This window comes from Fluviicola sp. (genome assembly GCF_029266855.1).
Classification (GTDB): domain Bacteria; phylum Bacteroidota; class Bacteroidia; order Flavobacteriales_D; family Crocinitomicaceae; genus Fluviicola.
Genome location: NZ_JAQSWB010000003.1, coordinates 1 through 23,912 on the forward strand (window position 1 = coordinate 1; position 23,912 = coordinate 23,912).

23 protein-coding genes and 1 pseudogene are annotated in these 23,912 nt (G+C 41.0%); 5 read left to right on the top strand and 19 right to left on the bottom strand.

Annotation, left to right across the window (positions count from 1 at the left end):
• Nucleotides 1-699: pseudogene (locus tag K0S23_RS08580) on the top strand (T9SS C-terminal target domain-containing protein); the annotation flags it as partial.
• Nucleotides 696-1,061, top strand: coding sequence for a T9SS type A sorting domain-containing protein (locus K0S23_RS08585; RefSeq protein ID WP_300356207.1), 366 nt, complete (start codon nucleotides 696-698; stop codon nucleotides 1,059-1,061). The pseudogene K0S23_RS08580 and the gene K0S23_RS08585, both read left to right, overlap by 4 nt.
• Here the strand turns inward: K0S23_RS08585 and K0S23_RS08590 are convergent.
• The 6 genes from K0S23_RS08590 to K0S23_RS08615 all read right to left on the bottom strand — a co-directional run bounded on the left by K0S23_RS08590 (nucleotide 1,058) and on the right by K0S23_RS08615 (nucleotide 5,024).
• Nucleotides 1,058-1,264: a hypothetical protein gene (locus K0S23_RS08590; protein WP_300356209.1), complete on the bottom strand. Its 207-nt coding sequence runs from the start codon at nucleotides 1,262-1,264 to the stop codon at nucleotides 1,058-1,060. The two genes, K0S23_RS08585 and K0S23_RS08590, sit on opposite strands and share 4 nt — an antisense overlap.
• Entirely contained in the window at nucleotides 1,261-1,824 is a 564-nt protein-coding gene (locus K0S23_RS08595; protein WP_300356211.1) for a sigma-70 family RNA polymerase sigma factor, read from the bottom strand. The genes K0S23_RS08590 and K0S23_RS08595 overlap by 4 nt, the downstream gene beginning before the upstream one ends.
• Nucleotides 1,825-1,896: 72 nt before the next feature.
• Nucleotides 1,897-2,574, bottom strand: coding sequence for a DNA alkylation repair protein (locus K0S23_RS08600; RefSeq protein ID WP_300356213.1), 678 nt, complete (start codon nucleotides 2,572-2,574; stop codon nucleotides 1,897-1,899).
• Between the two features lie 3 nt (nucleotides 2,575-2,577).
• A complete protein-coding gene (locus K0S23_RS08605) occupies nucleotides 2,578-3,204 on the bottom strand; it encodes a carbonic anhydrase (protein ID WP_300356215.1) in 627 nt (208 codons plus the stop codon).
• Nucleotides 3,188-4,714 (bottom strand): SulP family inorganic anion transporter, encoded by a 1,527-nt coding sequence (locus K0S23_RS08610; protein WP_300356217.1) that lies wholly within the window; start codon nucleotides 4,712-4,714, stop codon nucleotides 3,188-3,190. Before K0S23_RS08610 ends, K0S23_RS08605 begins: the two co-directional genes overlap by 17 nt.
• 34 nt (nucleotides 4,715-4,748) lie before the next feature.
• Nucleotides 4,749-5,024 carry a hypothetical protein gene (locus tag K0S23_RS08615; protein WP_300356219.1) on the bottom strand — a complete coding sequence of 92 codons (276 nt, stop codon included), beginning with the start codon at nucleotides 5,022-5,024 and terminating at the stop codon, nucleotides 4,749-4,751.
• A 347-nt stretch (nucleotides 5,025-5,371) separates the two neighbouring features.
• Here K0S23_RS08615 and K0S23_RS08620 point away from each other — a divergent pair, with 347 nt between their 5' ends.
• Nucleotides 5,372-5,938: a 5-formyltetrahydrofolate cyclo-ligase gene (locus K0S23_RS08620; protein ID WP_300356221.1), complete on the top strand. Its 567-nt coding sequence runs from the start codon at nucleotides 5,372-5,374 to the stop codon at nucleotides 5,936-5,938.
• Between the two features lie 116 nt (nucleotides 5,939-6,054).
• On the top strand, nucleotides 6,055-6,615 hold the full coding sequence (locus K0S23_RS08625; RefSeq protein WP_300356223.1) for a hypothetical protein: 561 nt from the start codon (nucleotides 6,055-6,057) through the stop codon (nucleotides 6,613-6,615).
• A gap of 52 nt (nucleotides 6,616-6,667) precedes the next feature.
• On the opposite strand, the gene K0S23_RS08630 is transcribed toward K0S23_RS08625, so the two are convergent.
• From K0S23_RS08630 to K0S23_RS08640, 3 genes are all read right to left on the bottom strand, one after another.
• Nucleotides 6,668-8,557, bottom strand: a complete 1,890-nt coding sequence (locus K0S23_RS08630; RefSeq protein ID WP_366944302.1) for a cellulose synthase family protein — start codon at nucleotides 8,555-8,557, stop codon at nucleotides 6,668-6,670.
• 227 nt (nucleotides 8,558-8,784) lie between these two features.
• Complete coding sequence (gene kbl / locus K0S23_RS08635; RefSeq protein ID WP_300356225.1) at nucleotides 8,785-9,975, bottom strand: glycine C-acetyltransferase; 1,191 nt, start codon at nucleotides 9,973-9,975, stop codon at nucleotides 8,785-8,787.
• 120 nt (nucleotides 9,976-10,095) lie between these two features.
• Complete coding sequence (locus K0S23_RS08640) at nucleotides 10,096-11,118, bottom strand: radical SAM/SPASM domain-containing protein (RefSeq protein WP_300356227.1); 1,023 nt, start codon at nucleotides 11,116-11,118, stop codon at nucleotides 10,096-10,098.
• Nucleotides 11,119-11,222: 104 nt separating this feature from the next.
• Here K0S23_RS08640 and K0S23_RS08645 point away from each other — a divergent pair, with 104 nt between their 5' ends.
• Nucleotides 11,223-13,619 carry a DUF5686 family protein gene (locus K0S23_RS08645; RefSeq protein WP_300356229.1) on the top strand — a complete coding sequence of 799 codons (2,397 nt, stop codon included), beginning with the start codon at nucleotides 11,223-11,225 and terminating at the stop codon, nucleotides 13,617-13,619.
• Here the strand turns inward: K0S23_RS08645 and K0S23_RS08650 are convergent.
• The 10 genes from K0S23_RS08650 to K0S23_RS08695 all read right to left on the bottom strand — a co-directional run bounded on the left by K0S23_RS08650 (nucleotide 13,616) and on the right by K0S23_RS08695 (nucleotide 23,865).
• Nucleotides 13,616-14,416 carry a sulfite exporter TauE/SafE family protein gene (locus K0S23_RS08650; protein ID WP_300356231.1) on the bottom strand — a complete coding sequence of 267 codons (801 nt, stop codon included), beginning with the start codon at nucleotides 14,414-14,416 and terminating at the stop codon, nucleotides 13,616-13,618. The genes K0S23_RS08645 and K0S23_RS08650 overlap by 4 nt on opposite strands.
• 12 nt (nucleotides 14,417-14,428) lie before the next feature.
• Nucleotides 14,429-15,256 (bottom strand): glutamate racemase, encoded by an 828-nt coding sequence (murI, locus tag K0S23_RS08655; RefSeq protein WP_300356233.1) that lies wholly within the window; start codon nucleotides 15,254-15,256, stop codon nucleotides 14,429-14,431.
• A 27-nt stretch (nucleotides 15,257-15,283) separates the two neighbouring features.
• Complete coding sequence (gene ygiD / locus K0S23_RS08660) at nucleotides 15,284-16,162, bottom strand: 4,5-DOPA dioxygenase extradiol (RefSeq protein ID WP_300356235.1); 879 nt, start codon at nucleotides 16,160-16,162, stop codon at nucleotides 15,284-15,286.
• A gap of 104 nt (nucleotides 16,163-16,266) precedes the next feature.
• A complete protein-coding gene (locus K0S23_RS08665) occupies nucleotides 16,267-16,791 on the bottom strand; it encodes an OmpH family outer membrane protein (RefSeq protein WP_300356237.1) in 525 nt (174 codons plus the stop codon).
• A gap of 85 nt (nucleotides 16,792-16,876) precedes the next feature.
• The gene (locus tag K0S23_RS08670; protein WP_300356239.1) at nucleotides 16,877-17,395 is read right to left on the bottom strand and encodes an OmpH family outer membrane protein; all 519 of its coding nucleotides are present in this window, start codon (nucleotides 17,393-17,395) and stop codon (nucleotides 16,877-16,879) included.
• A 42-nt stretch (nucleotides 17,396-17,437) separates the two neighbouring features.
• Complete coding sequence (gene bamA / locus K0S23_RS08675) at nucleotides 17,438-20,044, bottom strand: outer membrane protein assembly factor BamA (protein ID WP_300356241.1); 2,607 nt, start codon at nucleotides 20,042-20,044, stop codon at nucleotides 17,438-17,440.
• Nucleotides 20,045-20,052: 8 nt separating this feature from the next.
• On the bottom strand, nucleotides 20,053-20,790 hold the full coding sequence (locus tag K0S23_RS08680) for an isoprenyl transferase (protein ID WP_300356243.1): 738 nt from the start codon (nucleotides 20,788-20,790) through the stop codon (nucleotides 20,053-20,055).
• A 122-nt stretch (nucleotides 20,791-20,912) separates the two neighbouring features.
• The gene (locus tag K0S23_RS08685) at nucleotides 20,913-21,200 is read right to left on the bottom strand and encodes a F0F1 ATP synthase subunit epsilon (RefSeq protein WP_300356244.1); all 288 of its coding nucleotides are present in this window, start codon (nucleotides 21,198-21,200) and stop codon (nucleotides 20,913-20,915) included.
• A gap of 108 nt (nucleotides 21,201-21,308) precedes the next feature.
• A complete protein-coding gene (gene atpD / locus K0S23_RS08690) occupies nucleotides 21,309-22,811 on the bottom strand; it encodes a F0F1 ATP synthase subunit beta (RefSeq protein WP_300356246.1) in 1,503 nt (500 codons plus the stop codon).
• Between the two features lie 187 nt (nucleotides 22,812-22,998).
• A complete protein-coding gene (locus tag K0S23_RS08695) occupies nucleotides 22,999-23,865 on the bottom strand; it encodes an energy transducer TonB (protein WP_300356247.1) in 867 nt (288 codons plus the stop codon).
• Nucleotides 23,866-23,912: the final 47 nt, after the last annotated feature.

Here is a 23,912-nt window from a genome sequence, read left to right on the forward strand (position 1 = left end):
AAGAACTGGTTGAGAACAGGAACCTACAATCCGGATCAGGCTACCGAGTGTGATCCATGGGCAGGCCCTGCCTATTTGAACCCATGTTGTTTCCCTGATGAAGTTGGACGTGATCCGAAAGAACAATACAACAAATTATTGGGCGGTGGAATTGGTCCGCACAAACTGACAGGATATCAGTGTGATTTCATGCCGCTTGCTTACCCTTCCAATTATACGGGAGCTGCAGTAGCGCGTTTGAATGCATCGATCAAATACTTGCCAAGTGTGGATATCGTAATGACACCGGATAAGTCCAAATGGACGCGTTGTGTGGTTGTTGAATTGGGTCGTGATGCCAACCTGAACCAGGGAGGCGGACAACCGGGAAGACTTCGTGCAGCACCATCGGTGAACAAAGAAGGAAATCCGGATGGATCAGGAACAACAGGTATGGGCTGGTTCCCAGGATACGCCATTGACTTGGAGACAGGAGCACGTTTGCACATGGCTTTCGGAGAGAATTCATTCCTTGGAGGTGACAATGGAGCAGACATGGTTTGGAATCCATCAGACAGAGAATTTGATGCGAATGGTCTTCCGGTATTCGGAGGTAACCAACCGATCTGGGTATTTGGAGTAAACATCAATAACGAAGGTTGTCCTTATTACGATGGGGTTAACACGTGGGTTTATGACCAATTCCAGACAGCTCTATGAATGACTTACAGACAACAACAGCAAGCAGAGATGTATTGGCATCAGCATTGGATCTGATCAATGTGGTACCGAATCCATACTATGCGTTCTCAGAATATGAGCGGAATAAGGTAGACAAACGCGTTAAGTTTGTAAACCTGCCGGAAGTGTGTACGGTTACAATTTATACGATGTCGGGTAAAATGGTGAATCAATTCAAGAAAGATAATGCTCTGACTTTTATGGACTGGACACTGGCAAATAAGGCAGGAATCCCTGTTGCCTCGGGAGTATATTTAGTGCACGTGGAAGTGCCCGGAATAGGTGAGAAGGTTCTCAAATCGTTTGTTGCAATGCGGGAACTGGATATCGAAGGATTTTAAGATTCCAGAAATACCAGCAAGAACATTAATCCTAAGATCAATAGGAGTAAAAACAACTTCGGATCTCTGTATAAGGGTTTCTTGGGACGTTTTGCCAAACGCTCATATTTATGAGAAAGCGAGGCAAAATCCTTGTAACGCACCATTTGTTCTTTGGTGGGTTCCTTTGATTTTTCGTTCGTTATTCTTTGAAATTTTCTCATGATTCGCGTTTCCAATTGGTGTTGATTTTTTCCAGTAAGCGATAAATTCTCATTTTTGCATTTGCTTCGCTAATTTGGTAGATATCTGCAATCTCTTTGAAACTGAGTTCCTGGAAAAACCGTAATTCTATTAAATCTGTTTGAGTTTCATCTAAGTTATTGATTATTTCAATCAGTTGATCTAAATCTTCCTGTCGAACAGTGCTTTCACCACCTTCTTCCAGGATGGAATAAAGCTGTCGGTCACTTATTTCAACCGAGTAATTCTTCTTCTCGGATCGGAAGAACATGTTTACTTCGTTTTGAGCAATCCGGTAAAGCCAGGCACTGAAAGGAAGCCCTCTGTCTTCGTATTTGACAATGTTTGCCATCGCCTTCATAAAACATTGCTGCACCAAGTCTCCGGCTACTTCTTCGTTCCCTCCAAGTCGTTTGAAAATGAAACGGAAGATTTGTTCGAAATACCGTTCGTACAATGGCCCGAAATGACGATGGTCTTTTTGAGCGAGTTCAATTTGCTGGGCTTCGTTAAATGCAGTATATGTTTTCTTTTTAAACAAAGTCTGGGTTTTGATAGAGAATGTAGTGTTTTGGAAAAGTAACAAGAAAAATTACGAATGCCTAATTCGTAATTAATCCAAGTATTTACTCGCTTCTCTAAGGGCAAGGCCTTTAATCGGATTGTTGGCAAGGATCCGCACCACTTCCTGCGGTTTGTATTTTGATAATTGTCTGAGTGACCAGCCGATAGCTTTTTGAATAAAAAACTCCTTATTTACATTCATTTGCCGGATCAAACTTTCCAGGTAGTCGATGTCAACCTGGTCTTTGTATTTTAACTGATAGATCAAGCAAGAACGCTGTAACCAAAAGGAGTCATGGTGACGCCATTTTTCAAAAGTTTCCCTTGCCTTTTCAGGAAACATCAAAGCCCACTTTCCAAGGTAATTGGAAGCAATGGCATCTACACTGTCCCACCAGGATTTTTCATTAAGCATCCATTCCAGTTCGACAGCATCTTCTTCTGAATAGCATTTTTTCGGCCAGGAGTTCAAGAAGTCTATTGCCACATAATGGTAATCGCGCTCTTCTTTATCCCAAAGAGCGCGAATAATTAACCATCTAAGCTTTCTATCTTCTAAAGTTTTGAGTGAATCGATCCAGCTTTTCTGAGCGCCCCTTCGAATTTCGGTTTTCATCCCAATGAATGAAAACTGGTCTCTCATGTATGCACTGGCTGTTTGAGCACGCCCGGCATTACGGAAAGGTTCGAAAAGTTCTTCCAGCTGGCGGATCGTCTCCTCAATCATACATTAAAACTGGTAAAACTGGAAAACAGGTTTCAGATCAGTTGCACTGTTGATGGATGTATTCAGGTCTCTTAATTTACCATCATTCAAACTGTAAACCAGCGCATGAATTTCCAACGGATTTCCTTGGCTCCATTCTTCCTGGATAAAAGAGATCTTAGCCATGTTGACAGATTGCTGAATCGCATTTAATTCAACCAGACGATCTGTGCGGTCATCCATATCGGAAATAGCTTCCAGTTCTGCTTGGTTCTTTAAATAAACGTTCTTGATACTTACCAGCCAGTTGTCCAGGAAACCGAAACTATTGTTGCTCATTGCAGCAGCAACGCCACCGCAGCCATAATGGCCTACAACTAAAATGTGTTTTACTTTCAGATACTTTACCGCGTAGTAAACCACGCTCAATAGGTTCATGTCCGAATTAATAACCTGGTTGGCAATGTTTCGTTGTACAAAAATACTTCCCGGGGGAAGATTTACGATTTCATTTGCAGGAACACGGCTGTCGGAACAACCAATCCATAAATATTCAGGTGTTTGTCCTTTAGACAAGTTGTCAAAAAAAGCAGGGTCTTTAGCAAGTGTATCTTCTACCCATTTTTTATTTCCTTCAAATATCTCTTTCATCTTCTAATTCTATTGGTTTAATAATTTCAATTTCAATGTTTTTGTCTTTTGCTCGTATTTTAAAGTCTTCGATAGACTCGATGATATCGTTTGACACGAATTTGGCTTCACTTTGGTCGATAATTACCGTCACACCATTCGGAATCTTCAACAGAGTCTCAATCAATGATGCTTTATTCAGGAAAGTCATGTGTTCCGTTAGGCGTACATGATAAATTTCTCCTTCTACGGAAAGGTAATGAGATAATTTATAATTGTAATACAGGATCACCAAAAATGAAACCGCCAGTCCAATCCCGATTCCGTAAAGTAAATTGGTAAACAGAATTCCACCGATGGTTGCTATGAACGGAATAAACTGAAGCCAGCCTTCCTTGAAAACCTTTTTAAATAAAGCTGGTTTTGCCAGTTTGAATCCAACCATGATGAGTATCGCTGCAAGAGATGCATACGGAACAAAGTTGAATACACTTGGAATGGTAAGAACTGTTACGGCGATCAGAAGACCGTGAAAAATGGTTGCCAGTTTGTTGGTTCCTCCTGAATTGACGTTGGCAGATGTTCGAACGACAACTTGGGTCACGGGAAGTCCGCCAATAAGTCCTGAAGCCATATTTCCGATTCCCTGCGCTACGAGTTCCCGGTCAACGGGCGTGATTCGTTTCTTCGGGTCCAGTTTATCCGAGGCATCCACACTCAAAAGTGATTCGAGGCTGGCTACAATTGCCAGGGTGGCTGCTGTCAGGTAAATTTTGTAGTTTCCTAAATGGCTGAAATCCGGAAATGTAAATAATTCACCAAAAGATTTTCCGTCGATTCCCAGATCCACCCGGTGGTTCGGAATTAATTCCCAGGAAGTCCCTTGAAGTGAAATAGTGGCAACAATCCCGATCAGTACAACGATCAGCGGGCCGGGAATAAATTTCAGAAAAGTGTTTTGAATACGTTTGTTATCCCATAAAATCAGCACAGCAATTGAAACTACGCAAATAAGAATTGCAGGAAGAGAGATGTAATTCAAACTGTAAAAAAGTTCCGAAAATGTATTGTGTCCGTCGGCTTGAAAGAATGATTCGTCTCCTTCAAAATCAGCGTCATAACCAACAGCATGCGGGATTTGCTTGAAAATGATCAGAAGTCCTATTGCCGCTAACATTCCTTTGATTACTACGTTAGGAAAATAGTAGGAAATAAATCCTGCTTTGACAATCCCGAGTATGATCTGAAAGACTCCGGCAAATACCACTGCGGAAAGGAATATCTCGTAAGAACCCAAATCGCCGATGGCGGTCGCTACAATGGCTGTTAATCCTGCTGCAGGACCGGCAACTCCGATAGCGGACCCGGAAATACTTCCAACAACAATCCCTCCTATAATCCCTGCAATCAATCCTGAAAATACAGGAGCCTCAGAGGCTAAGGCAATCCCTAAACAAAGCGGGACCGCAACTAAAAATACAACCAAGCCGGCAGGAATATCCTGCTTCCAGGTTTGAAATAAATTTTTCATGAAAAATTAATAATGAATAACTAAATAATTGGTGTTAGCTCAATTCAAAATCAATTTCTGGAGGATTGTCCAAGGGGGCTTTCTTGGAACCATTGGTTTTATCGGTGATAACCGAAAAATTGCTTTTCTGAATCCGTTTCAGATCGAAGTCGAAGCCAAAAAGTGAGGTGTGTTCTGCCAAATGAAGCTCTTCTTCCAAAAGATTGATGGCTCTTTTACTGCTTCCGTTGTTGTTTTCATCCGGATCGGAATCTCGCTCTTCACTATCATCCTCTTCGGAAGACAGGGCGATTGATTCTTTATTGTCCATATATGTCCAGACGAAATTTCCCACTAAATTGCTTGTTAGTGACAAAAAACAAATAAGAGAAATTAAACGTAATCTTCTAAACACGGTGTAAATATAATTACTAAAAGAAAGTTGCGGCAAAGCGCTTATACTTTTTTTGTTAAAAAAACAGTACGAGATAATTCCCCCACTTTTGTTTAATTACTGTCTTTCAACTAATTTAGCCGAAAAATTAGTAGATTGACAGACCTTGGTTTGTTAATCTAACCGAATGGTTTGAAATATTCACCGGTAAAACAGCAGAATTCTCCCAATAGAAATGAATCAGCTGAGGCTGGTAATCAGATGATTGGTTCAAAAGAACAAGTATGACAAAAGCAGATTTGCGTCAAAAATATAAAGAAAAGAGACTTCAACTTTCTCCGGGTGAGATTGAGCGGCTTTCGGAAACGATTGTCGAACAGGCATTGACTCATTTCCAACTTTCTGAAAAAACGATTTCTTTATTTCTTCCCATCGAAAGACAACGAGAAGTAAATACTTACATCCTTTTGGAAAGAGCTATGGGAATCGGAGCAACGGTGGCCGTCCCGAAAACGAATTTGGAAACCATGGAAATGCGCCATTATCTTTTTGAATCCACGGATCAACTGGAGGTGAATCAAAGAGGGATTCCGGAACCTAAAAAAGGAAAAGTAATTGCTGCTGACCGCTTCGACATTGTTTTTGTCCCTCTTTTGGCTGCCGACGTGAAAGGTAATCGGGTAGGCTACGGGAAAGGATTCTATGACCGTTTCCTTCGTAAATGCGCACCGAATTGCATCTTTGTCGGCTTACATTACTTTGATCCGGAACCTAAAATCGAAGATGTTTTGCCAACTGATATCCGTTTGAATGCTTTGGTTACTCCAACTAAAGTGATTCGTTTCGATTAAAATTAAACAGTTTTTTTCAGAATTTATTCGGTACCTATTTTGCAATTGGTTCACAATGAATTAAATTGTTTGTCCAGATAAGAAACAAATTTATCAAAACGCGCGTTTAAGGAAGTGTGAAATACGGTTTACTGATCATATGGCTTCTTCTTTCTGTTTCATTTTCCGAAGTGAAGCAGACCTCTTTTAAATATGTTTTTGGTGCACGTATATCGATAGGTGTAAATTCAAGTACGGTAAGTTTTGTAGCCATGAAGTACTCCGATGACGGGATTCTCAGAGCAAAACGATATTATACCAGCAGGGATGAATTTATTAAGGTTCTGAGTGGTTACTGGCCAAGTCCCTTCAACCCGGATAAAATTGACTATTTCAAGGCAAACAGGATAATAGGGGGTGTTTTTGTAAACGATACTATTCGGGTAGAAGTAGGCTATTGTCCTGCATTGGACAGTCTGTGGAAGATTCGCTTTTCAGATTGGCCATATCACGGAAGAAATGAAGCCGGTTGGAGCCTGAACAAAGCACGTCCGAGTTTGAAACAGGAAGAATATCTGGCTAAAAGATACAATATCAAACAATTGGATTTTGATTATATAGTAGATACCAATTTCTGGAAGCTGTTATATGATGTTACCGATTCAACCTGGATCGAGAACTACAAATTTATTCAATAAAAACGTAGAGGCGCGATTAATCGCGCCTCTACGTTTTTATATTTGATTGATTTTATCCTCTTCTCAATTCTTTTATTGAATTGAAGAATATAATTCCGTATCCGATTGTAAGCATTAAATGGAAGGGAACCATTCCCAAATCTCCGTAAATGGATCTGTTCACAACGGTAAATCCGAATACGCACATTAAAATTCCTTCTCCGATCGTGATCAGGGAAATACTTTTCTTATCGTATTTATTTCCTTTGAATTCATTTTTCTTGCTAACGTTGAATTTAGGCGTTCTGACGAACGAACTCTTAATTCCCATAAATCCTTCCAGTACTGCAATTGTATTGGCTAAGGACAGCCCCAGGGAGACTGTAAGGAATAAGAAGAAACGCCCGATGAAACGAAAGAATGAAGTGACCTTGTTTGCTGTTTTGTCACGGTATGCAAGCCAGTAATAATACATCAGGAACACCGTACTCAGGATAAACACCGAACCGTATTGGATTACGTAGTTCAAATCGGAGAAGCTGTCTTTAATTTGTAGAACCACCAAACTCAGTAATGACATGATCAAAATGAACATGAATACAGATGAGTTGAACAAATGTGCCATTCCATGAACCCGGTCGGAAAGCCGTACATTTTTAAATGTCAGGATCGTTTTCCACATTTTAACGAAACATTCAGCTCCGCCTTTCATCCAGCGATGCTGTTGTGCTTTCAATGCGGACATGGTAATCGGTAATTCGGCTGGAGCTACTACGTCTTCCAGGTACTTGAATTTCCATCCTCTTAATTGGGCACGGTAACTCAAATCCAAATCTTCAGTCAGGGTGTCGTGTTCCCAGCCACCTGCACTTTCAATACACTTTTTGCGCCAAATACCACCGGTACCGTTAAAGTTGATGAAATGTCCTGCTGCATTACGTCCTCCCTGCTCAGCAGCAAAGTGACCGTTCAAACCAAATGCCTGCAATTCGGTAAGCATGGAATATGTCTTGTTTAAATGTCCCCAGCGTGTCTGTACAACTCCGATGTTATCATCTTCAAAATAAGGCATGGTGCGTTGTAACCAGTCGCTTTCCGGAACGAAATCGGCATCAAAGATCGCGATAAACTCACCTTGTACTTTGTTCATCGCTGAATCCAAAGCTCCGGCCTTGTACCCGGTTCTGTCCACGCGGTGTATGTGTTCTATCCGGATTCCGCGGGCAGCTACTTCAGCTACTTTTTTAGCAATCAGGTCTTTGGTCTCGTCCGTTGAATCATCCAGTACCTGGATGTCGAATTTGTCTCTTGGGTAATCAAATGCTGCTGCTGCTTCAATGATCCGGTCGGCAACATACATTTCATTGTACATCGGTAACTGAATAGTAACTGTTTTGGCAGTGTCCGGGTTATAAACCGGTTTGACTTCCTCTGACTTGCGTTTTTTGCTTTTTGCATATGCAATAGACAGCGAAAGTTGTAGCAAGGAATAAATGAATACCAGAACCAAACAAAACCCGTAAATCACCAATACTGCTTTTGCTGTGAAGTGTGACCAATAATTTTCTGTTCCGTTCCAATCTCCCCAGTTAAACATCCACGTTACTTTCGTAGAAGTTTTAAACGGGTTTTTCGGATCCATTTTATATTCACCCGTATGATCAGAGTCTATTTTAATGGTGAATATTTCCTGCTTGTATTTTTTGTTTGACACAGATAGTTCAAAAACGGTCGTATCTGTATTTGCCAGCAATTCAACATTCTGAAACAAGAACTTACCATCTTCATTCGTAATGGCCTGATAGGTTTTACCTGTTTTTTGGTTGACTAATTGAACGGGAACATCTTCAGAAGGTCCTTTTGTCCTGTAATCCTGGTAGTAACCAGAAACATCGCGTGTGATTTGTCCGAAGACAGAAAGCGTGAATACCGCGCAAAATAAAACAAGTAAAGACCTTGTCATAGATTTTCTTTGTTAATTGTTCGATTACTAATACAAACCGGAACGTATTAGATTTTTAGCGCACAAAGATAGTTTTTATTCCATTGAACAGATGGTTTTTTTTGCGGAGTTTTGAAAGCGGGCAACTTACCTGGAAATGTTAGTTTTCAGGACAAACCAGGACAGGGATAAATGTTTAGGGCTGCGATTAATCGCAGCCCTAAACCTAATTTTATTTCTTTGGAACCTTATTTAATCACTTTCAATTCTTTCCCGACTTTAATAAAGGCAGCAATTGCTTTATCCAAATCTTCGATACTGTGAGCAGCTGATATTTGTGTTCTGATTCGCGCAGCACCTTTCGCTACTACAGGGTAAAAGAACCCGATTGCATAAACGCCTTCCTGCAATAATTTGTCTGCAAACTGTTGAGACAAAGCAGCATCGTATAACATAATCGGAACGATTGGGGAATCTCCCGGTTTGATATCAAATCCTGCTGCAATGATTTTCTCTTTGAAGTATTTGGTGTTGGATTCCAATTTATCGCGAAGCTCTGTTGAACTTCCCAGGATATCGAATACGGCATTGGAGGCTCCTACAATTGAAGGCGCCAGAGAGTTTGAGAATAAATAGGGTCTTGAACGCTGACGCAGCATTTCAATGATTTCCTTTTTTCCGGTTGTATAACCTCCCATTGCTCCGCCTAAAGCTTTGCCCAACGTTCCCGTGATAATATCTACACGATCCTGGCAGTTGTGGTATTCCGGAACTCCACGACCTGTTTTCCCAATAAATCCTGCACTGTGACATTCATCTGTCATTACCAGTGCGTCGTATTTGTCAGCCAAGTCACAAATTTCGTTCATTTTAGCAATATCACCATCCATGGAAAATACTCCGTCAGTAACAATGATTCGATGACGTTGTGCCTGTGCTTTTTTTAATTGTTCTTCCAGGTCAGCCATATCCGAATGCTTGTAACGGTAACGCTGTGCCTTGCATAAACGGATTCCGTCAATAATGGAAGCGTGATTCAGTTCGTCGGAAATAATTGCATCCTCCTCACCGAACAATGGTTCGAAAACCCCGCCGTTTGCATCAAAGGCAGCAGCATATAAAATAGTGTCTTCGGTACCGTAAAACTTAGCAATCTTTGCTTCCAGTTCTTTATGAATATCCTGAGTTCCGCAAATGAAACGAACAGATGACATTCCGAAACCATGTGTATCCAAAGCATCTTTTGCAGCCTTGATTACGGAAGGGTGGGAGGAAAGTCCGAGATAATTGTTTGCACACATGATGACTACTTCGTCACCCGAGCTCACATGTACTTTTGCTCCTTGCGGAGATGTAATAATGCGCTCTCTCTTAAATATTCCACCTTCCTTGATTGTATTTAATTCTTCGGAAAGGTATTCTTTCATTTTTCCGTACATGGTCTTATCGTTTTTTTTGTAAAGATAATAGAATTGCGAATTGCGTTCGTTAGCTGACAAAGCGAATATGCTTGTTCATCAATAATTCGTAACTCGTAATTCGGCATTAGGAATTCGAAATTAATCAATCCACACTTTTGCTCCTTCTGAACAATTGGTGCAGATCTCGATAGAGTTCCTGTCTTGCAGAACCGAATTTCGAAACGAACGGTAAGCAGGACTTTTCCAGATCGTTTCGAATGTTTGTTCCTGAAGACTTCCCAAAGTATGATGTGCATCCTTGTCAAAACAACAGGGAACAACTTGTCCGTCCCAGGTTAGAACACTCGAGGACCACATTCTCCAACAGCTGTTCCCGCCTTTGTATTTGAACCGGTAGGTTCCATCTTTCTGTTTTACATACCGGGAATAAGCCTCGTTGTCGGGAATTAACTCATTTCCATGTTCATAATCATAAACCTGGGCTGTTTTGAAACGCACTTCATCGATCCCTATTTCGGTGGCAAGTTCCTGTACTTCCGCAATTTGATGCTCGTTCGCTTTTACGACCAAAAACTGGAAGATCAGATGAGGCGTAGCACTTTGAGCTGTTTGTTTTGCCTGTACCAGTGCCTTGGAACCGGCGATCACTTTTTCCAGGTTCCCGTGTACCCGGTATGATTCATACGTTTCCTGGGTCAGACCATCAATTGAAATGATTAAACGGTCCAAACCGGATTCAACGATTTCCTGTGCTTTTTTCTCATCAATAAAATGAGCATTCGTTGAAGTAGCAGTATAGATTTTTTTGCGCTTCGCCTCCCGGATTAAATCCAGGAATTGAGGATGAAGGAAGGGTTCTCCCTGGAAATAATAATTGATATAAAAAACTGAATTTGCAACTTGGGAAAGCCAGTTTTGATGATTCACCAAATCAATTTTCCCCGTTGGGCGGCTAAATGCTTTCAAACCACTCGGACAAGCCGGGCAGCCTAAGTTGCAGGCCGTTGTTGGTTCGATACTCAGAGCAAATGGTTTACCCCAATTTTTTTGGATCTTAAAAAGCCGGGCCAACCCATATGAAAAGCGGAGCATAACAATATTCCAAACACGTTGAATGTTAAGATGTTTGATAATATTTCGCTGGTCCTTAAAAGTGCTCATTCTACTTTACGAATTTACGGAACTGCAATGAAACTTCTTGTTTTTTTTGAATAACTGTAACTTTTTTTGACTTAGTTTGTCTTACCGATAAGACAATGACTATTATGAAATATATTTTACTTAGCTTATTTACACTTCTTTTAACACACACATTCGCTCAACAAATTCAGATACAGGAAGATATATCACATGCTCCGATCCCATTCGTAAAGGTTTATCCCAAAACGGGAAAACCGTTTTTATCTGATTTGGATGGTCGTTTTGAAAATCCTCCCGGAAACACACACGTTACTTTGAAGATGACAAGCTTCCGGGACACCACAATTGAAATTACGGGCGATATGATTGTTTTCATGAAAGAACAAGCCAGTGAAATTGATGAGGTAGTGATTCTGCCGGGGGTGAATCCTGCGGAGCGGATTATGGAATTAGCCATTGAGAACAGGAAAAAAAATCACCCGAAATCGGATGTTGCGTTTAAATATGACAGTTACAGCAAGTTTATATTTACGATCAATCAGGATGCATTGGCGCAGATCTCTGATACTACTGCCGATACCAACCTTATTGACCTGAGAAAATTCTTTGATCAGCAGCATATCTTCTTATTGGAAAGTACTTCGACTAAGTACTTCAAACCGCCTTTTAAGGAAAAGGAAGTAATCAGTGCGTACCGGGTATCAGGTTTTTCAGATCCCATGTTTTCCACTTTTGCAAATGAACTGCAGTCATTCAATTTTTACGATAATCAATTCGACATTTTAGGAAGGTCTTACCTGAATCCTTTAGCTTTAGGATCAATTCGCCGCTATTTGTTTATCCTGGAAGATACTACCATTACGGCTCCGGGAGATACAACGTATACCATTCGTTTTCAGCCTAGGAGAGATAAGAATTTTGAAGGGATGAAAGGAACATTGTATATCAATACACGAGGATATGCAGTTGAGAAGGTGAACGCGGAACCTGCTGAAAGTAAAGGTGGAGTTCATCCCCACATCATCCAGGAATACACACTTGTAGATGGAAAAAAATGGTTCCCGTATAAACTGTCTACGGAATTAGTGGCTCCCGGATTATTATTGAGTTCAAAAATTAAGGACGCCTACCTGGTAGGAAAGGGAAATACGTATATTGATCATGTTGTCCTCGATGCGGATCTCAAGGATGAACGGTTCAATGCGGTTTTTGTGGAAACAGCACGGGACGCCAATGCGAAGGATAGTACGCACTGGGAAGCAAAACGAAAATACGACCTGGATAACAAAGATTTGAGAACGTATGAGTTCGTGGACAGTCTTTCGGAAAAAGAAAACCTGGATGGGAAATTGAAAACACTTCAATCCCTTTTACAGGGAAAAATTCCTTTGGGATATTTGCAGGCTGATATTTTGCGATTAGTCAATTTCAGGGATTACGAAGGTTTCCGTTTGGGAATAGGCTTGGAAACCAGTGATAAGTTATCTACGCGTTTCCGTGTCGGCGGTTACTTTGCATATGGGTTCAAAGATAAGATGTGGAAATACGGAGGCTATGGAAGAGTAACACTGATTCCGAAATATTTCCTCGATTTTGAAGCACGTTACCAGGAAGATATTGTGGAACGCGGGGGGACGGGCCTGACATCCGAACCGGTTATTACCCAGTTAAATTCTTTCTACCGAAATATTTATATCCGACAAATGGATAAACAGCGGATCGGTGAAATCGCCTTTTCAGGTTATATTTTCCCCCGCATGAAATTCAGACTTTCGGGTTCATACCAGCGAATCGGTTTTACGGAAGGTTACCGCTACCAATGGTCAAAACCGGAAATGGGTTCAATTGATCAGTATGATATTGCTGAAAGCTCTTTGGAATTGACCTGGGCAATCCGCGACAAAGTCATGTCTTTAGGAACAAAACGTGTTTCTTTGGGTTCCAAATGGCCGATACTAACATTGAAAGCTACAAAAAGCCTTCCTGGAGTTACTGCAGCTAAAATTGATTATACACGTGTCACCGGAGCTGTTCAGCAAATTGTTCCGATTCGTGCAGTGGGTAAGTTGACATATGTTTTAATGGGAACGGTAGTTGATGGTGATGCACCTTTACTGTTGCAGCAGGTCGGACAAGGTACGGGAGGAATGTGGAAGCTGTCTGCCGCAAATTCTTTTGAAACGATGATCGCTAGTACGTATTATTCTTCACGGATGACAGCCTTGTTTACGCGCTTCGATTTCAAAGCTGTTAAGACGAATAAAAGGTGGACAAAACCGCAATTTGCAATTCATCATGCGGTTGGGTACGGAAGCAAAGAAGATGCAAGTCGTCATTCGATTACTTTTAATTCACTGGATAAAGGATACGCAGAAACGGGCTTGCTTGCAAATAGTTTACTGGTGTTTAATGGAATTGGTTTTGGGATTGGTGGTTTTTATCATTATGCGGGAGGTGTTATTTCTCCAAAAGTTGAAGATAATATCACTGCTAAGTTCAGCTTGAATATCTCTTTATTCTAACGGATAGAGATAATTTCAGTAACGATAATTGAAATTCCTATCAGAAGGACAAAGATCCCGAACCCTTTCTTGAGGTTGGCGGATTGAATTTTGTGATTGAGCTTTAAGCCAATGATCAAACCTGCTGTTGCAATCAATGTAAATCCTAAGAGGATTACCCAGTTCAGTTCCAGGCCTGGCCTGAATAATTCTGCTGTGAAACCGCTAAGTGAATTAATAGCTATGATCACAATAGATGTGGCAATGGCATTCTTGATGGGAACTTTCATGAAAATAGAAAGGGAAGGGATGATCATAAATCCGCCTCCGGCTCCAACCAAACCGCTGATAAATCCGATAATGGCTCCGAAGATAACCAGGATAACAGGCCTGTTCTTTTTCAGGGAAGGATGCTCTTTTTGGCCTCTTATCATGGGAATGGATGCAAGGATCATCAGGATTGCAAACAAAGACATGATAAAGGTGTTTTTTTCAAAGACAATGTGCTCTCCCAAACGAATAACAGGTGGAAGTGCGGGAACAACCAGCAAGCGTGTAAGTGAAATACTGATCACTGCCGGAATCCCGAAGAGCAAGGTGTTCTTTGGATTGATCAGTTTGGATTTAAAATGCTGAATGGCCCCGAATAAAGAGGTCACTCCTACGATAAACAGGGAATAAAGTGTTGCGTTTTGTGGTTCCATTTGGAAGAAGACTACCAAAATTGGTACAGCAAGTATGGATCCGCCACCACCAAGTGTTCCCAGTACCAAGCCTACAAAAAGGGCTAAAAAATATCCGATTATTTCTAAAGTCAATGGATCTGTGATTTAATGTAAGGTTAGATGTTCGGCTTCAATCTGATCATTCATTAGCAAAGATGCTTTTTCACTGAATGCCTGGGCACTTTCGGTAGTCAGGTATCTGACGGAACCTCCTTTTGAACACTTCGCATCCATTTCAGGATGACGGATCAAATAATCTGCTAAGCTTTCTGCTACAATCTTCCCTTGTGCCAATACTTCAATATGTTCAGGAAGCAAACGCTGCAATTGATCCAATAAGATAGGGTAGTGCGTACAAGCCAATAAAATTGTATCGATCTTGGGATCCTTTTCAAGGATTGACACCAAATCATTCTGAATGAAGTAAACACCTCCGGGTGTATCGAATTGATTGTTCTCAATCAGTGGAACCCACATGGGACAAGCGTGTTGATTTACAACCAGGTCAGGCGCAAACTTCGCAAGTTCTATTTGGTAACTGTTGGAACGGATGGTTCCTTCTGTTGCTAAAACACCCACGTGTTTTGTTTTGGTGTGTTTATCCAATTCTTCGGTACTTGGTCTGATCACACCTAATACCCGTTTATCCGGATGCAATTCCGGTAATTTGATTCGCTGGATATTGCGCAATGCTTTCGCAGATGCTGTATTACATGCCAATATGACCAGGGAGCAATCCCTGTCGAATAAGGCCTGAACCGCTTGCCAGGTATATTGATAAATGACATCAAAGCTTCTGGAACCGTATGGAGCGCGTGCATTGTCTCCCAGATAAAGGAAATCGTATTCAGGTAACTTCTCACGCATTTCCTTCAAAACGGTCAAACCGCCGTATCCGGAATCAAAAACACCAATTGGACCTTTCACTGACATGGCCCAAAAGTACACAACGTTTCCGTTTTACCCAAATCGAACCGAAGTCATATTCAAAGAACCTGCAACCAATTCATTGTTGAATATTGCAATCTCATCTTTGTCGTTCGACAAGCCTAAACTATAAATAAGCGGGTAATAATGATCGGGAGTCGGAATGGCTAATTGAGCGAATTGTCCCAGTTTTTGGTAATCAATCAAAGCCTGGTGGTTCCGATCGATAATGAGTTTGTTAAAGGTCTCGTTTGCTTCAATAGCCCAGTCATATCCGTAGTTGGAAGTGTTTAATTTATCCCAGGCCACCATTCGCAGATTGTGAACCATGTTTCCGCTTCCGATAATTAGCACTCCTTTTTTGCGAAGTTCTTTTAATTCACGGGCCAAAGCATAATGGTAGGCTGCAGGTTTATTGTAATCGATCGAAAGCTGGATAACCGGGATATCCGCATCCGGGTACATGTGACGAACCACTGTCCATGTTCCGTGATCCAATCCCCATTCGTGATCCAATTCAACACTGGTACTTTTTACCAGGTCTTTTGTCTGCTTTGCCCATTCGGGGCTTCCGGGTGCTGGGTACTGAACTGCAAATAATTCATCCGGGAAACCGCCAAAGTCATGAATGGTTTGTGGTTTTTCCATTGCGGTAACATAGGTTCCGTTTGTCAACCAATGTGCTGAAACAACCAGGACCAATTTAGGATCCGGTAAGTGGTCGATCTCACTTTTCCATTGTTTGGAGAAATGATTGTCTTCTATTCCGTTCATCGGCGATCCATGCCCAATGAAGAAAACCGGGTAAGTATAATCTTCTTCATTTAATAATTTCCTAAGTGAACTAACGGAAGTCAATCCACCAAGTGCTGCAAATCCTAACATACCTTTTACAAATGATTGGCGTTTCATGCTATAAAGGTACATCTTTATTATTTACCATGGTAATTAAAGTGTGTTAAATAAAAAAGGTGCCCGAACGAAGTCGAAAGCACCTTTCAAATATATTGGAAATATTACTTACCTGTTTTCTTAGCTTCTGCTTCCAGTTTCATTAACTCAACGATTACTTCGTTAGTCACATCCACTCCTCCTACAGAATAAAGCGTTGTGCTTTCGTCAATGATGTAGTTGAACTTTTTAGCTGTTGCTACGATATTCACTGCTTTTTTAACACGGTCAAGAATTACATTGTTCATTTCCTGTGTCATCATTTGCAATTGCTGGTCGATTTGTTGTTGACGCTCTTCCAGGTTTTGTTGCATGCGGCGAATACGGTTTTCTTCATATTGTTTTACCGTTTCAGACATGGTATTCATCTTTTTCTGATATTCCATATAAGTGATCTGGATAACGCTGTCCGCTTCTTTTAACTCTTTCAAACCTGCATTTTCAATTTCTTTGATTTCTTTGATTGCAGCTTTTCGGGAAGGCATCGTATCTAATAATGCTTGAGATCTCACATGCCCGATTTTCGATTGAGCTTGAGTAGTTGCGATTGCACATACTGTTAGTGCTAGGGCAAATAGGATTTTTTTCATTTTTGGTTTTTGTTTCGTTGTTTTTGTTTACTGCACCGAGTCTGACATTGGGATCGATCCCATCTATCAAAAGCGATGCTTTTTCTTATTTGGTGCTAACACCCATTTCTCTCAGAACCTCGTCACTGATATCAAATTTACTATCGGCGTATACCAGGTTGCTTTGGTTTGACTTGTCAAAGATAAAACTATAATTTCGTTTTGAGGCAACAGTTTGCATTGCTTCGTAAACCCGGTCTTGTATCGGTTTAATTAATTCTTGTCGTTTTTGGAAATAATCTCCGGAAACTCCGAAGCGGGTCTGCTGCATTTGCATTGCTTCAGATTCCAATGTTTTGATTTCCTCTTCGCGTTTTGTTTTCTCTTCGGCAGGCAATAAACTTTCTTCTCTCAGAAAATTTTCCTTCTTCTTTTTGATCATCTCATAACGCTCTTCGATTTCTTTAGTCCAACGTTCGGCTAATTTATCTAAACGTTCCTTAGCCTCTTTATATTCCGGCATCTTCCCTAGAATAAATTCCGAGTCGATATAACCGTACTTCTGAGCTGAACTGACAAAGGTCATGCCAAAGACCATTAAGAAACATAAAACAAGAGTTTTCATAGGCGAAATCTGAAAGAACGACGAAGATAACATTTTTATTGTTTAAAGCTCACCAAGATTCATACCGATGGTGAATGTGAATTTAGGGAAATAACCTTTTGAATCGATTGATTGGTCAATTGACCCTCCGTAACCGGAAGAGTGTTTATCCAATTTGTCGAAGCCCCAGCCATAATCCAATCCGAGCATACCAAACATTGGCAGGAAGATTCTCACACCTGCACCAACACTTCGTTTTACATTAAACGGATTGAAGGTTTTGAAACTTGTAAAGGTATTTCCGGCTTCCGCGAATGCAAGTACGAAGAAAGTCGCTTGTGGATTTAAGGAGATCGGGTAGCGTAATTCCATGGTATATTTTGCAAGGATCGGATCTCCTCCGCTTGAAGACAAGGCATTGTCATCGTATCCTCTTAGCGCAATGATCTCACGACCTCCAAATTGATTTACCCCGGAAAGACCACTACCTCCCATGCTGAATCGTTCGAATGGAGTTAAGCCTTTAGCTGCATTGTATGCACCCATGTAACCAAAACCGATTCGTGGCATCAATACCAGTTTTTTATCCGGTGAAAGCGGTAAATAGTATTCAAATGTGAATTTCAATTTATAATATTCCAGGTATTTGAATGTTTCCTGGGCAGACATGGTGCTGAAATCTTTTTTCCCATCCATTAGAGAGTAGGGAAGTGTTCCTTTTGCCGTAAATGAAATTTTAGATCCTTCTGTCGGATAGATCGGTGAGTTGATCGAGTTTCTCTGCAAAGAATATTTCAAACTGATATCGTTTGCATACCCATCGTTAAAGCTTGGGAACAAAGAAGAGTAATTTCGAACATCGTAGTATTGGTAAGCCAACTCATAGTATGCACTGAAATAATCATCCGGGAATTTTTTACGTCTTCCCAAACCGACACCCATTCCTGTGATTCCGACACCTGAATAACTTGGATCGCGTTTCTTCAAAGTCAAGCTTGAAGAAAAGGAAGTGTGATTCAAATAAAAAGTAAAGGAATTCGGTTTCTTTCCACCTAACCACGGTTCTGTGAAAGAGAAGTTATATCCCTGGTAAATTCGGCCATTCGTTTGTGCACGAATCGAAAGTCTTTGTCCGTCACCTGTTGGAAGCGGACTCCATGAATTCGGTTTGAAAATGTTTTTAACAGAGAAGTTACTGAAGGTAAGTCCCAGGGTTCCGATCACTCGTCCTGCACCATAACCACCCGAAAGCTCGATTTGATCCGCTGATTTTTCTTCTACAATGTATTCGATATCCACTGTTCCGTCCTGGGGATTTGGAATCGGGTTTACCTGGAATCCTTGCTCATTGAAATATCCCAGCTGTGCCAACTCACGCTGTGTACGGATAATATCGTTTCGGCTAAACAGATCACCTGGTTTTGTGCGGATTTCACGACGGATAACGTGCTCGTTTGTTTTATAGTTTCCTTTGATGATGACATTCTTAACGCGTGCCTCTTTGCCCTCAATAATCCGCATTTCGTAATTGATGTGATTGTCTTTAACTCCGGTTTCTACAGGCTCCACACGGAAGAATAAATATCCTCTGTCCATGTAAAGGGAGGTAATGTCTCTGTTGTCAGGACTTTGAAATAAACGCTGATCTAATAAAGGTTTATCATAAATATCCCCGTATTTGATACCTAGAATCGTATCTAAAACACCGGAACTGAATTTGGTATTTCCAATCCATGTAATGTCTCCGAAATAGTATTTCTGGCCTTCTTCTACTTTTAAGTAGATTCCCAGGTTTCGGCTGTTTATTTTGTAAACGGAGTCAACTGAGAAACGAACATCTCTAAGCCCGACAGCTCTGAATTTATCCAAAACAGCCTCTTTGTCCCTGATGTAAGCCGTAGAATTGAATTTTGAACGTTTGAAAATCCGCATGATGGACCTTCTCTTCGTATCTTTCATCGCTCTGCGCAGCTTCCATGGCTTAACGGAAGTGTTTCCGTCAAAGATGATATGTTTGATCTTAACTTTTTTTCCCTTGTCAATGTCAATGAAGAAAATTTCGGAATTGTTGATCAACGTATCCTGAACCTGGGTAATGTTTACCTGTACGTTGTTAAATCCTTTTTCAAGAAAATAACCTCTGATCTTATTTTTGGTCTTGAATAATAGGTTCTCAGTGATTGTTTGCCCGGATGACAGGTCCACTTCTTCACGGATCTTATCAACTTCTCTTTTCGAAACACCTGTAAATCTGAAACGTGAAAGTTTTGGACGTGGCGTCAGTTTAATAACAAGGTAAATGACTCCGGCAACTTCTTTCTCGGCTTCAATGGCAATCTGAGAGAATAGCCCTTCATTCCAAAGGTTTTTAATCGCGTTACTGATTTTGTCTGAAGGAATTGTGATACTTTCTCCCTGTCTCAAACCGGCAATTAATTTAATGGCTTGTGGGTCGAAATTGTCTGCACCTTCTATTCGGATAGGACCTAATATGTATTTTTCTGTTTTGGAGTAATTAAAATCCAATCCGCCGCCGATTGTGGTAGCGGTTGATTTGATCGAATCAGTTTTATCTTTTGGTTGAGTTACGGCTGTTGTATCTGACGGATCAACTTGTCCGAAAGACGAAAGAGCACACGTAAGAAATAAAATTGATAGGATGTTTTTCATAGAATTTTTTATAATTGCTCGGATACCATTCCGAAGCGTCTTTCTCTTGACTGATAATCAAGAACTGCTTTATACAGGTCTTCCTCCCGGAAATCCGGCCATAAAACAGGTGTGAAGTGAAATTCACTGTAAGCCGCCTGCCAAAGGAGGAAGTTGCTTAAACGTTGTTCACCACTTGTTCGGATTAGTAATTCGGGGTCGGGGATATTTTTGGTTGATAAGGTAGCAGAAATTAATTCGGGTGTTAAGTCTGAAACTTCAATTTTACCCTCCTTTACCTGGGTGGCAAGTTCCTTGAAGCTTTCTGTAATTTCCCACCTGGAGCTATAATTTAGTGCGATAACAAGATTTACCCCGGTGTTGTTTTTAGTTGACTCGATTGCGTTGTGTAATTCATTCTGGCAATCTTCCGGCAATCCGGCAGTATCACCGATGCTTAATAAGCGAACGTTTTGTGAATTCAGTTCTGTGACTTCGTTTGCAATCGTGTAAACGAGCAGGTTCATTAGTCCTTCTACTTCATCCTGGGGTCTGCTCCAGTTTTCTGTAGAGAAAGCGTACATGGTGACATATTTGACACCAATATTTTTACATGCCGTCAGGGAAGCACGAACTGAGTCAACTCCGAAGGAATGACCGTATAGGCGCTCTTGCCCCTGTTTTTTGGCCCATCGTCCATTCCCATCCATAATGATGGCAATGTGCTTGGGAACGTTTGTCAAATCTATTTGATCCTGTAGATTCATGATTACAGAACGAAAATAATTAAAGAATCTTATGTGCTAGTGCAAAAATACGTTTTTATAACAGACCTTAACAAAAAAGGACCCGCCGCGGCGAGCCCCTCTTATCGGTTTATTACTACGTATTATTCAGCTAACACGATAATTTTGTTGTTTTGCATTTCCACAACACCACCTTTGATCGCAACATGGATGATTTTCCCGTTGTTTTCAGCTGTAATGTTAGGGTTAGTCTTCGCAGTAACTTTAAAAGCCTCTGTCAGATCCGCTTTAATTGTTCCGGCACTTAATCCGGAGATAATCGGAGCGTGATTGTTCAATACCTGGAATGATCCGTCTAATCCGGGAAATTGAACCGCAGTCGCTTCACCTTTGAAGATTAAAGTTTCCGGAGTTATAATTTCTAATTGCATCTTCTTTTGATTTTAAGACTTCAGGATTTTAGGATGTTAAGACTTTTCAGTTCTCGGAAGTTCTAAAAAGTCTTAATATCTTAATGTCTTAAAGTCCTGATGTCTTAATTATGCTTCAGCCAACATTTTCTCACCTGCAATTTTCACATCTTCGATGCTTCCTTTCAAGTTGAATGCTGCTTCCGGGTATTTGTCCATTTCACCGTCCAGGATCATGTTGAAACCTTTGATAGTTTCCTGAATGTCAACCAAACAACCTGGGATTCCTGTAAATTGCTCAGCAACGTGGAAAGGTTGAGACAAGAAACGTTGAACACGGCGTGCGCGGTGAACGATCATTTTATCTTCTTCAGACAACTCATCCATACCAAGGATTGCGATGATATCTTGTAACTCTTTGTAACGTTGTAAAGTGATTTTTACACGGGAAGCGGTGTTGTAATGCTCTTCACCTAAAATAGTCGGAGTAAGGATACGTGATGTAGAATCCAAAGGATCCACAGCAGGGTAGATACCTAACTCGGAAATTTTACGTGACAATACTGTTGTTGCATCCAAGTGAGCAAATGTATTTGCCGGTGCCGGATCCGTTAAGTCATCTGCAGGTACGTAAACCGCTTGTACAGATGTAATAGATCCTCTTTTTGTTGAAGTAATACGCTCTTGCATCGCACCCATCTCAGTTGCCAATGTTGGTTGGTAACCTACTGCCGAAGGCATACGACCAAGTAGTGCGGATACTTCAGAACCAGCTTGAGTGAATCGGAAGATATTGTCAACGAAGAACAAGATATCTTTTCCTTGGCCTTCACCATCACCGTCACGGTAATATTCTGCCATTGTTAGTCCGGAAAGCGCAACACGTGCACGAGCTCCTGGAGGCTCATTCATCTGACCGAATACGAAAGTAGCTTTAGACTCTTTCATTTCGTTCAAATCAACTTTGGATAAGTCCCATCCACCTTCTTCCATAGAATGAAGGAATCCTTCTCCGTATTTGATAATCCCTGATTCCAACATCTCACGTAGTAAGTCGTTACCCTCACGAGTACGCTCACCTACACCAGCGAATACGGATAAACCTCCGTGTCCTTTAGCGATGTTGTTAATCAATTCCTGGATCAATACTGTTTTACCTACACCGGCACCACCGAATAGACCAATTTTACCTCCTTTTGCGTAAGGCTCGATCAAGTCGATTACTTTGATACCTGTAAATAACACTTCAGTTGCAGTTGATAAATCCTCAAATCTTGGTGCTTCACGGTGAATTGGTAAACCATTTGAATTGTCAACAGCTCCGATTCCATCAATCGCCTCTCCAACTACGTTGAACAAACGACCTTTGATCTGATCTCCAATTGGCATTTTAATAGCGCTTCCAGTTGAAGTAACTTCCATCCCGCGACGGAATCCGTCAGTGGAGTCCATAGAGATCGCACGTACTGAATTCTCTCCAACGTGTGATTGTACCTCTAGTACTACTTTTGTTCCATCTGTTTTGAACACTTCTAATGCGTCATAGATGTTTGGAAGTGACATGCCTTTGTCGAATGTTACATCGACAACCGGTCCGATAACCTGTGATATTTTTCCTTGAATTTTGGACATTTTGTTGCCTTTTAAGTGTATTCCTTAATTTGGGCGCAAAGTTACGTTTTTTATTTTTTTATCCAATTTTTATTGAACAAAACTTCCTAAAAATTTAGAATTAAGCCAGTTCTAAGTTCTTCAAACAAAAAAAGGCGGGCAGCCGAAGCATACCCACCCTTTTTGACTATGAAAAAGAAATTTTTATTTATTGGATATTAATTGGAAGTCTGTAATAACTTTTAACCGCTTCACCGTTCACTTTTCCGGGAGTCCATTTCGGCATGGATTTCACCACTTTAATTGCCGCCTTTTCACATGACTTGCAATCGTCGGTTGTTTTAGTGACGATTACAGAAGAGATACTTCCATCCGTGTCCACTACAAATTTCAAAGAAACTTTAGCTGTTCCATCAATGGAATTAATATCGATGTTTTCCGCTATGAAAGCACGCAAAGCATCCATCCCGCCCGGAAACTGCGCTGGTTCATCAACCACATCAACCGGTTCTTTGATTTTTGGAATCTCAATTGTTGTTCCTCCACCTGTTCCTTTACCCGGAGGTACAATTACAGGATTATCCCAAATGGATTTACCATCTCCCTTTTGTTGTTCAAGACCAATGTTCTTGTCCGGCTCCGGAGGAGTGATTTTATTATCTATTTCCTTGTCGCTAACAACCGGTTCACGGAATGCGATGATTTCCTGCATGGACGGAGCTTCAGGTTGTTCAACTTCCGGCTCGGGAATTTCCGGCTCCTTCACATCATCTTTATACAACTCGGTAGTCCAGTTTTGTGTTACTATTATAGGATCTTTTCTTTGTTCGAGCGGTTTGAACAGGTTGGATGCTCCCCATAATCCACCGATTCCAAGTGTGACTCCCAGGAAGATCAGGATAATCCGTTTGTCGTAATCTTTCCGGATTTTGTATGCGCCATATTCCTTGTTGCGGTTTTCGAATACGGTTTCATTGCGTTCTCTTGAAGTAACCATTTGCCAGGATCTGGAAGAGAAATAATCATACAGCGAGAATGCTACGATGATTAACATGATTGAAAGTGTAAGTACCATGATTTGGTTTTTTTAAGTTTATTATCTAGCTAAACGTAATTCCAATA

What these genes read in the sequence shown, in the direction of transcription:
- ygiD (WP_300356235.1), bottom strand. Translation starts at nt 16,162, where the DNA reads ATGAAACGCCAATCATTTGTAAAAGGTATGTTAGGATTTGCAGCACTT.
- kbl (WP_300356225.1), bottom strand. Translation starts at nt 9,975, where the DNA reads ATGTACGGAAAAATGAAAGAATACCTTTCCGAAGAATTAAATACAATC.
- K0S23_RS08645 (WP_300356229.1), top strand. Translation starts at nt 11,223, where the DNA reads ATGAAATATATTTTACTTAGCTTATTTACACTTCTTTTAACACACACA.
- K0S23_RS08605 (WP_300356215.1), bottom strand. Translation starts at nt 3,204, where the DNA reads ATGAAAGAGATATTTGAAGGAAATAAAAAATGGGTAGAAGATACACTT.
- murI (WP_300356233.1), bottom strand. Translation starts at nt 15,256, where the DNA reads ATGTCAGTGAAAGGTCCAATTGGTGTTTTTGATTCCGGATACGGCGGT.
- K0S23_RS08685 (WP_300356244.1), bottom strand. Translation starts at nt 21,200, where the DNA reads ATGCAATTAGAAATTATAACTCCGGAAACTTTAATCTTCAAAGGTGAA.
- K0S23_RS08590 (WP_300356209.1), bottom strand. Translation starts at nt 1,264, where the DNA reads ATGAGAAAATTTCAAAGAATAACGAACGAAAAATCAAAGGAACCCACC.
- K0S23_RS08665 (WP_300356237.1), bottom strand. Translation starts at nt 16,791, where the DNA reads ATGAAAAAAATCCTATTTGCCCTAGCACTAACAGTATGTGCAATCGCA.
- atpD (WP_300356246.1), bottom strand. Translation starts at nt 22,811, where the DNA reads ATGTCCAAAATTCAAGGAAAAATATCACAGGTTATCGGACCGGTTGTC.
- K0S23_RS08600 (WP_300356213.1), bottom strand. Translation starts at nt 2,574, where the DNA reads ATGATTGAGGAGACGATCCGCCAGCTGGAAGAACTTTTCGAACCTTTC.
- K0S23_RS08615 (WP_300356219.1), bottom strand. Translation starts at nt 5,024, where the DNA reads ATGGACAATAAAGAATCAATCGCCCTGTCTTCCGAAGAGGATGATAGT.
- bamA (WP_300356241.1), bottom strand. Translation starts at nt 20,044, where the DNA reads ATGAAAAACATCCTATCAATTTTATTTCTTACGTGTGCTCTTTCGTCT.
- K0S23_RS08620 (WP_300356221.1), top strand. Translation starts at nt 5,372, where the DNA reads ATGACAAAAGCAGATTTGCGTCAAAAATATAAAGAAAAGAGACTTCAA.
- K0S23_RS08695 (WP_300356247.1), bottom strand. Translation starts at nt 23,865, where the DNA reads ATGGTACTTACACTTTCAATCATGTTAATCATCGTAGCATTCTCGCTG.
- K0S23_RS08630 (WP_366944302.1), bottom strand. Translation starts at nt 8,557, where the DNA reads ATGACAAGGTCTTTACTTGTTTTATTTTGCGCGGTATTCACGCTTTCT.
- K0S23_RS08610 (WP_300356217.1), bottom strand. Translation starts at nt 4,714, where the DNA reads ATGAAAAATTTATTTCAAACCTGGAAGCAGGATATTCCTGCCGGCTTG.
- K0S23_RS08680 (WP_300356243.1), bottom strand. Translation starts at nt 20,790, where the DNA reads ATGAATCTACAGGATCAAATAGATTTGACAAACGTTCCCAAGCACATT.
- K0S23_RS08670 (WP_300356239.1), bottom strand. Translation starts at nt 17,395, where the DNA reads ATGAAAACTCTTGTTTTATGTTTCTTAATGGTCTTTGGCATGACCTTT.
- K0S23_RS08585 (WP_300356207.1), top strand. Translation starts at nt 696, where the DNA reads ATGAATGACTTACAGACAACAACAGCAAGCAGAGATGTATTGGCATCA.
- K0S23_RS08640 (WP_300356227.1), bottom strand. Translation starts at nt 11,118, where the DNA reads ATGAGCACTTTTAAGGACCAGCGAAATATTATCAAACATCTTAACATT.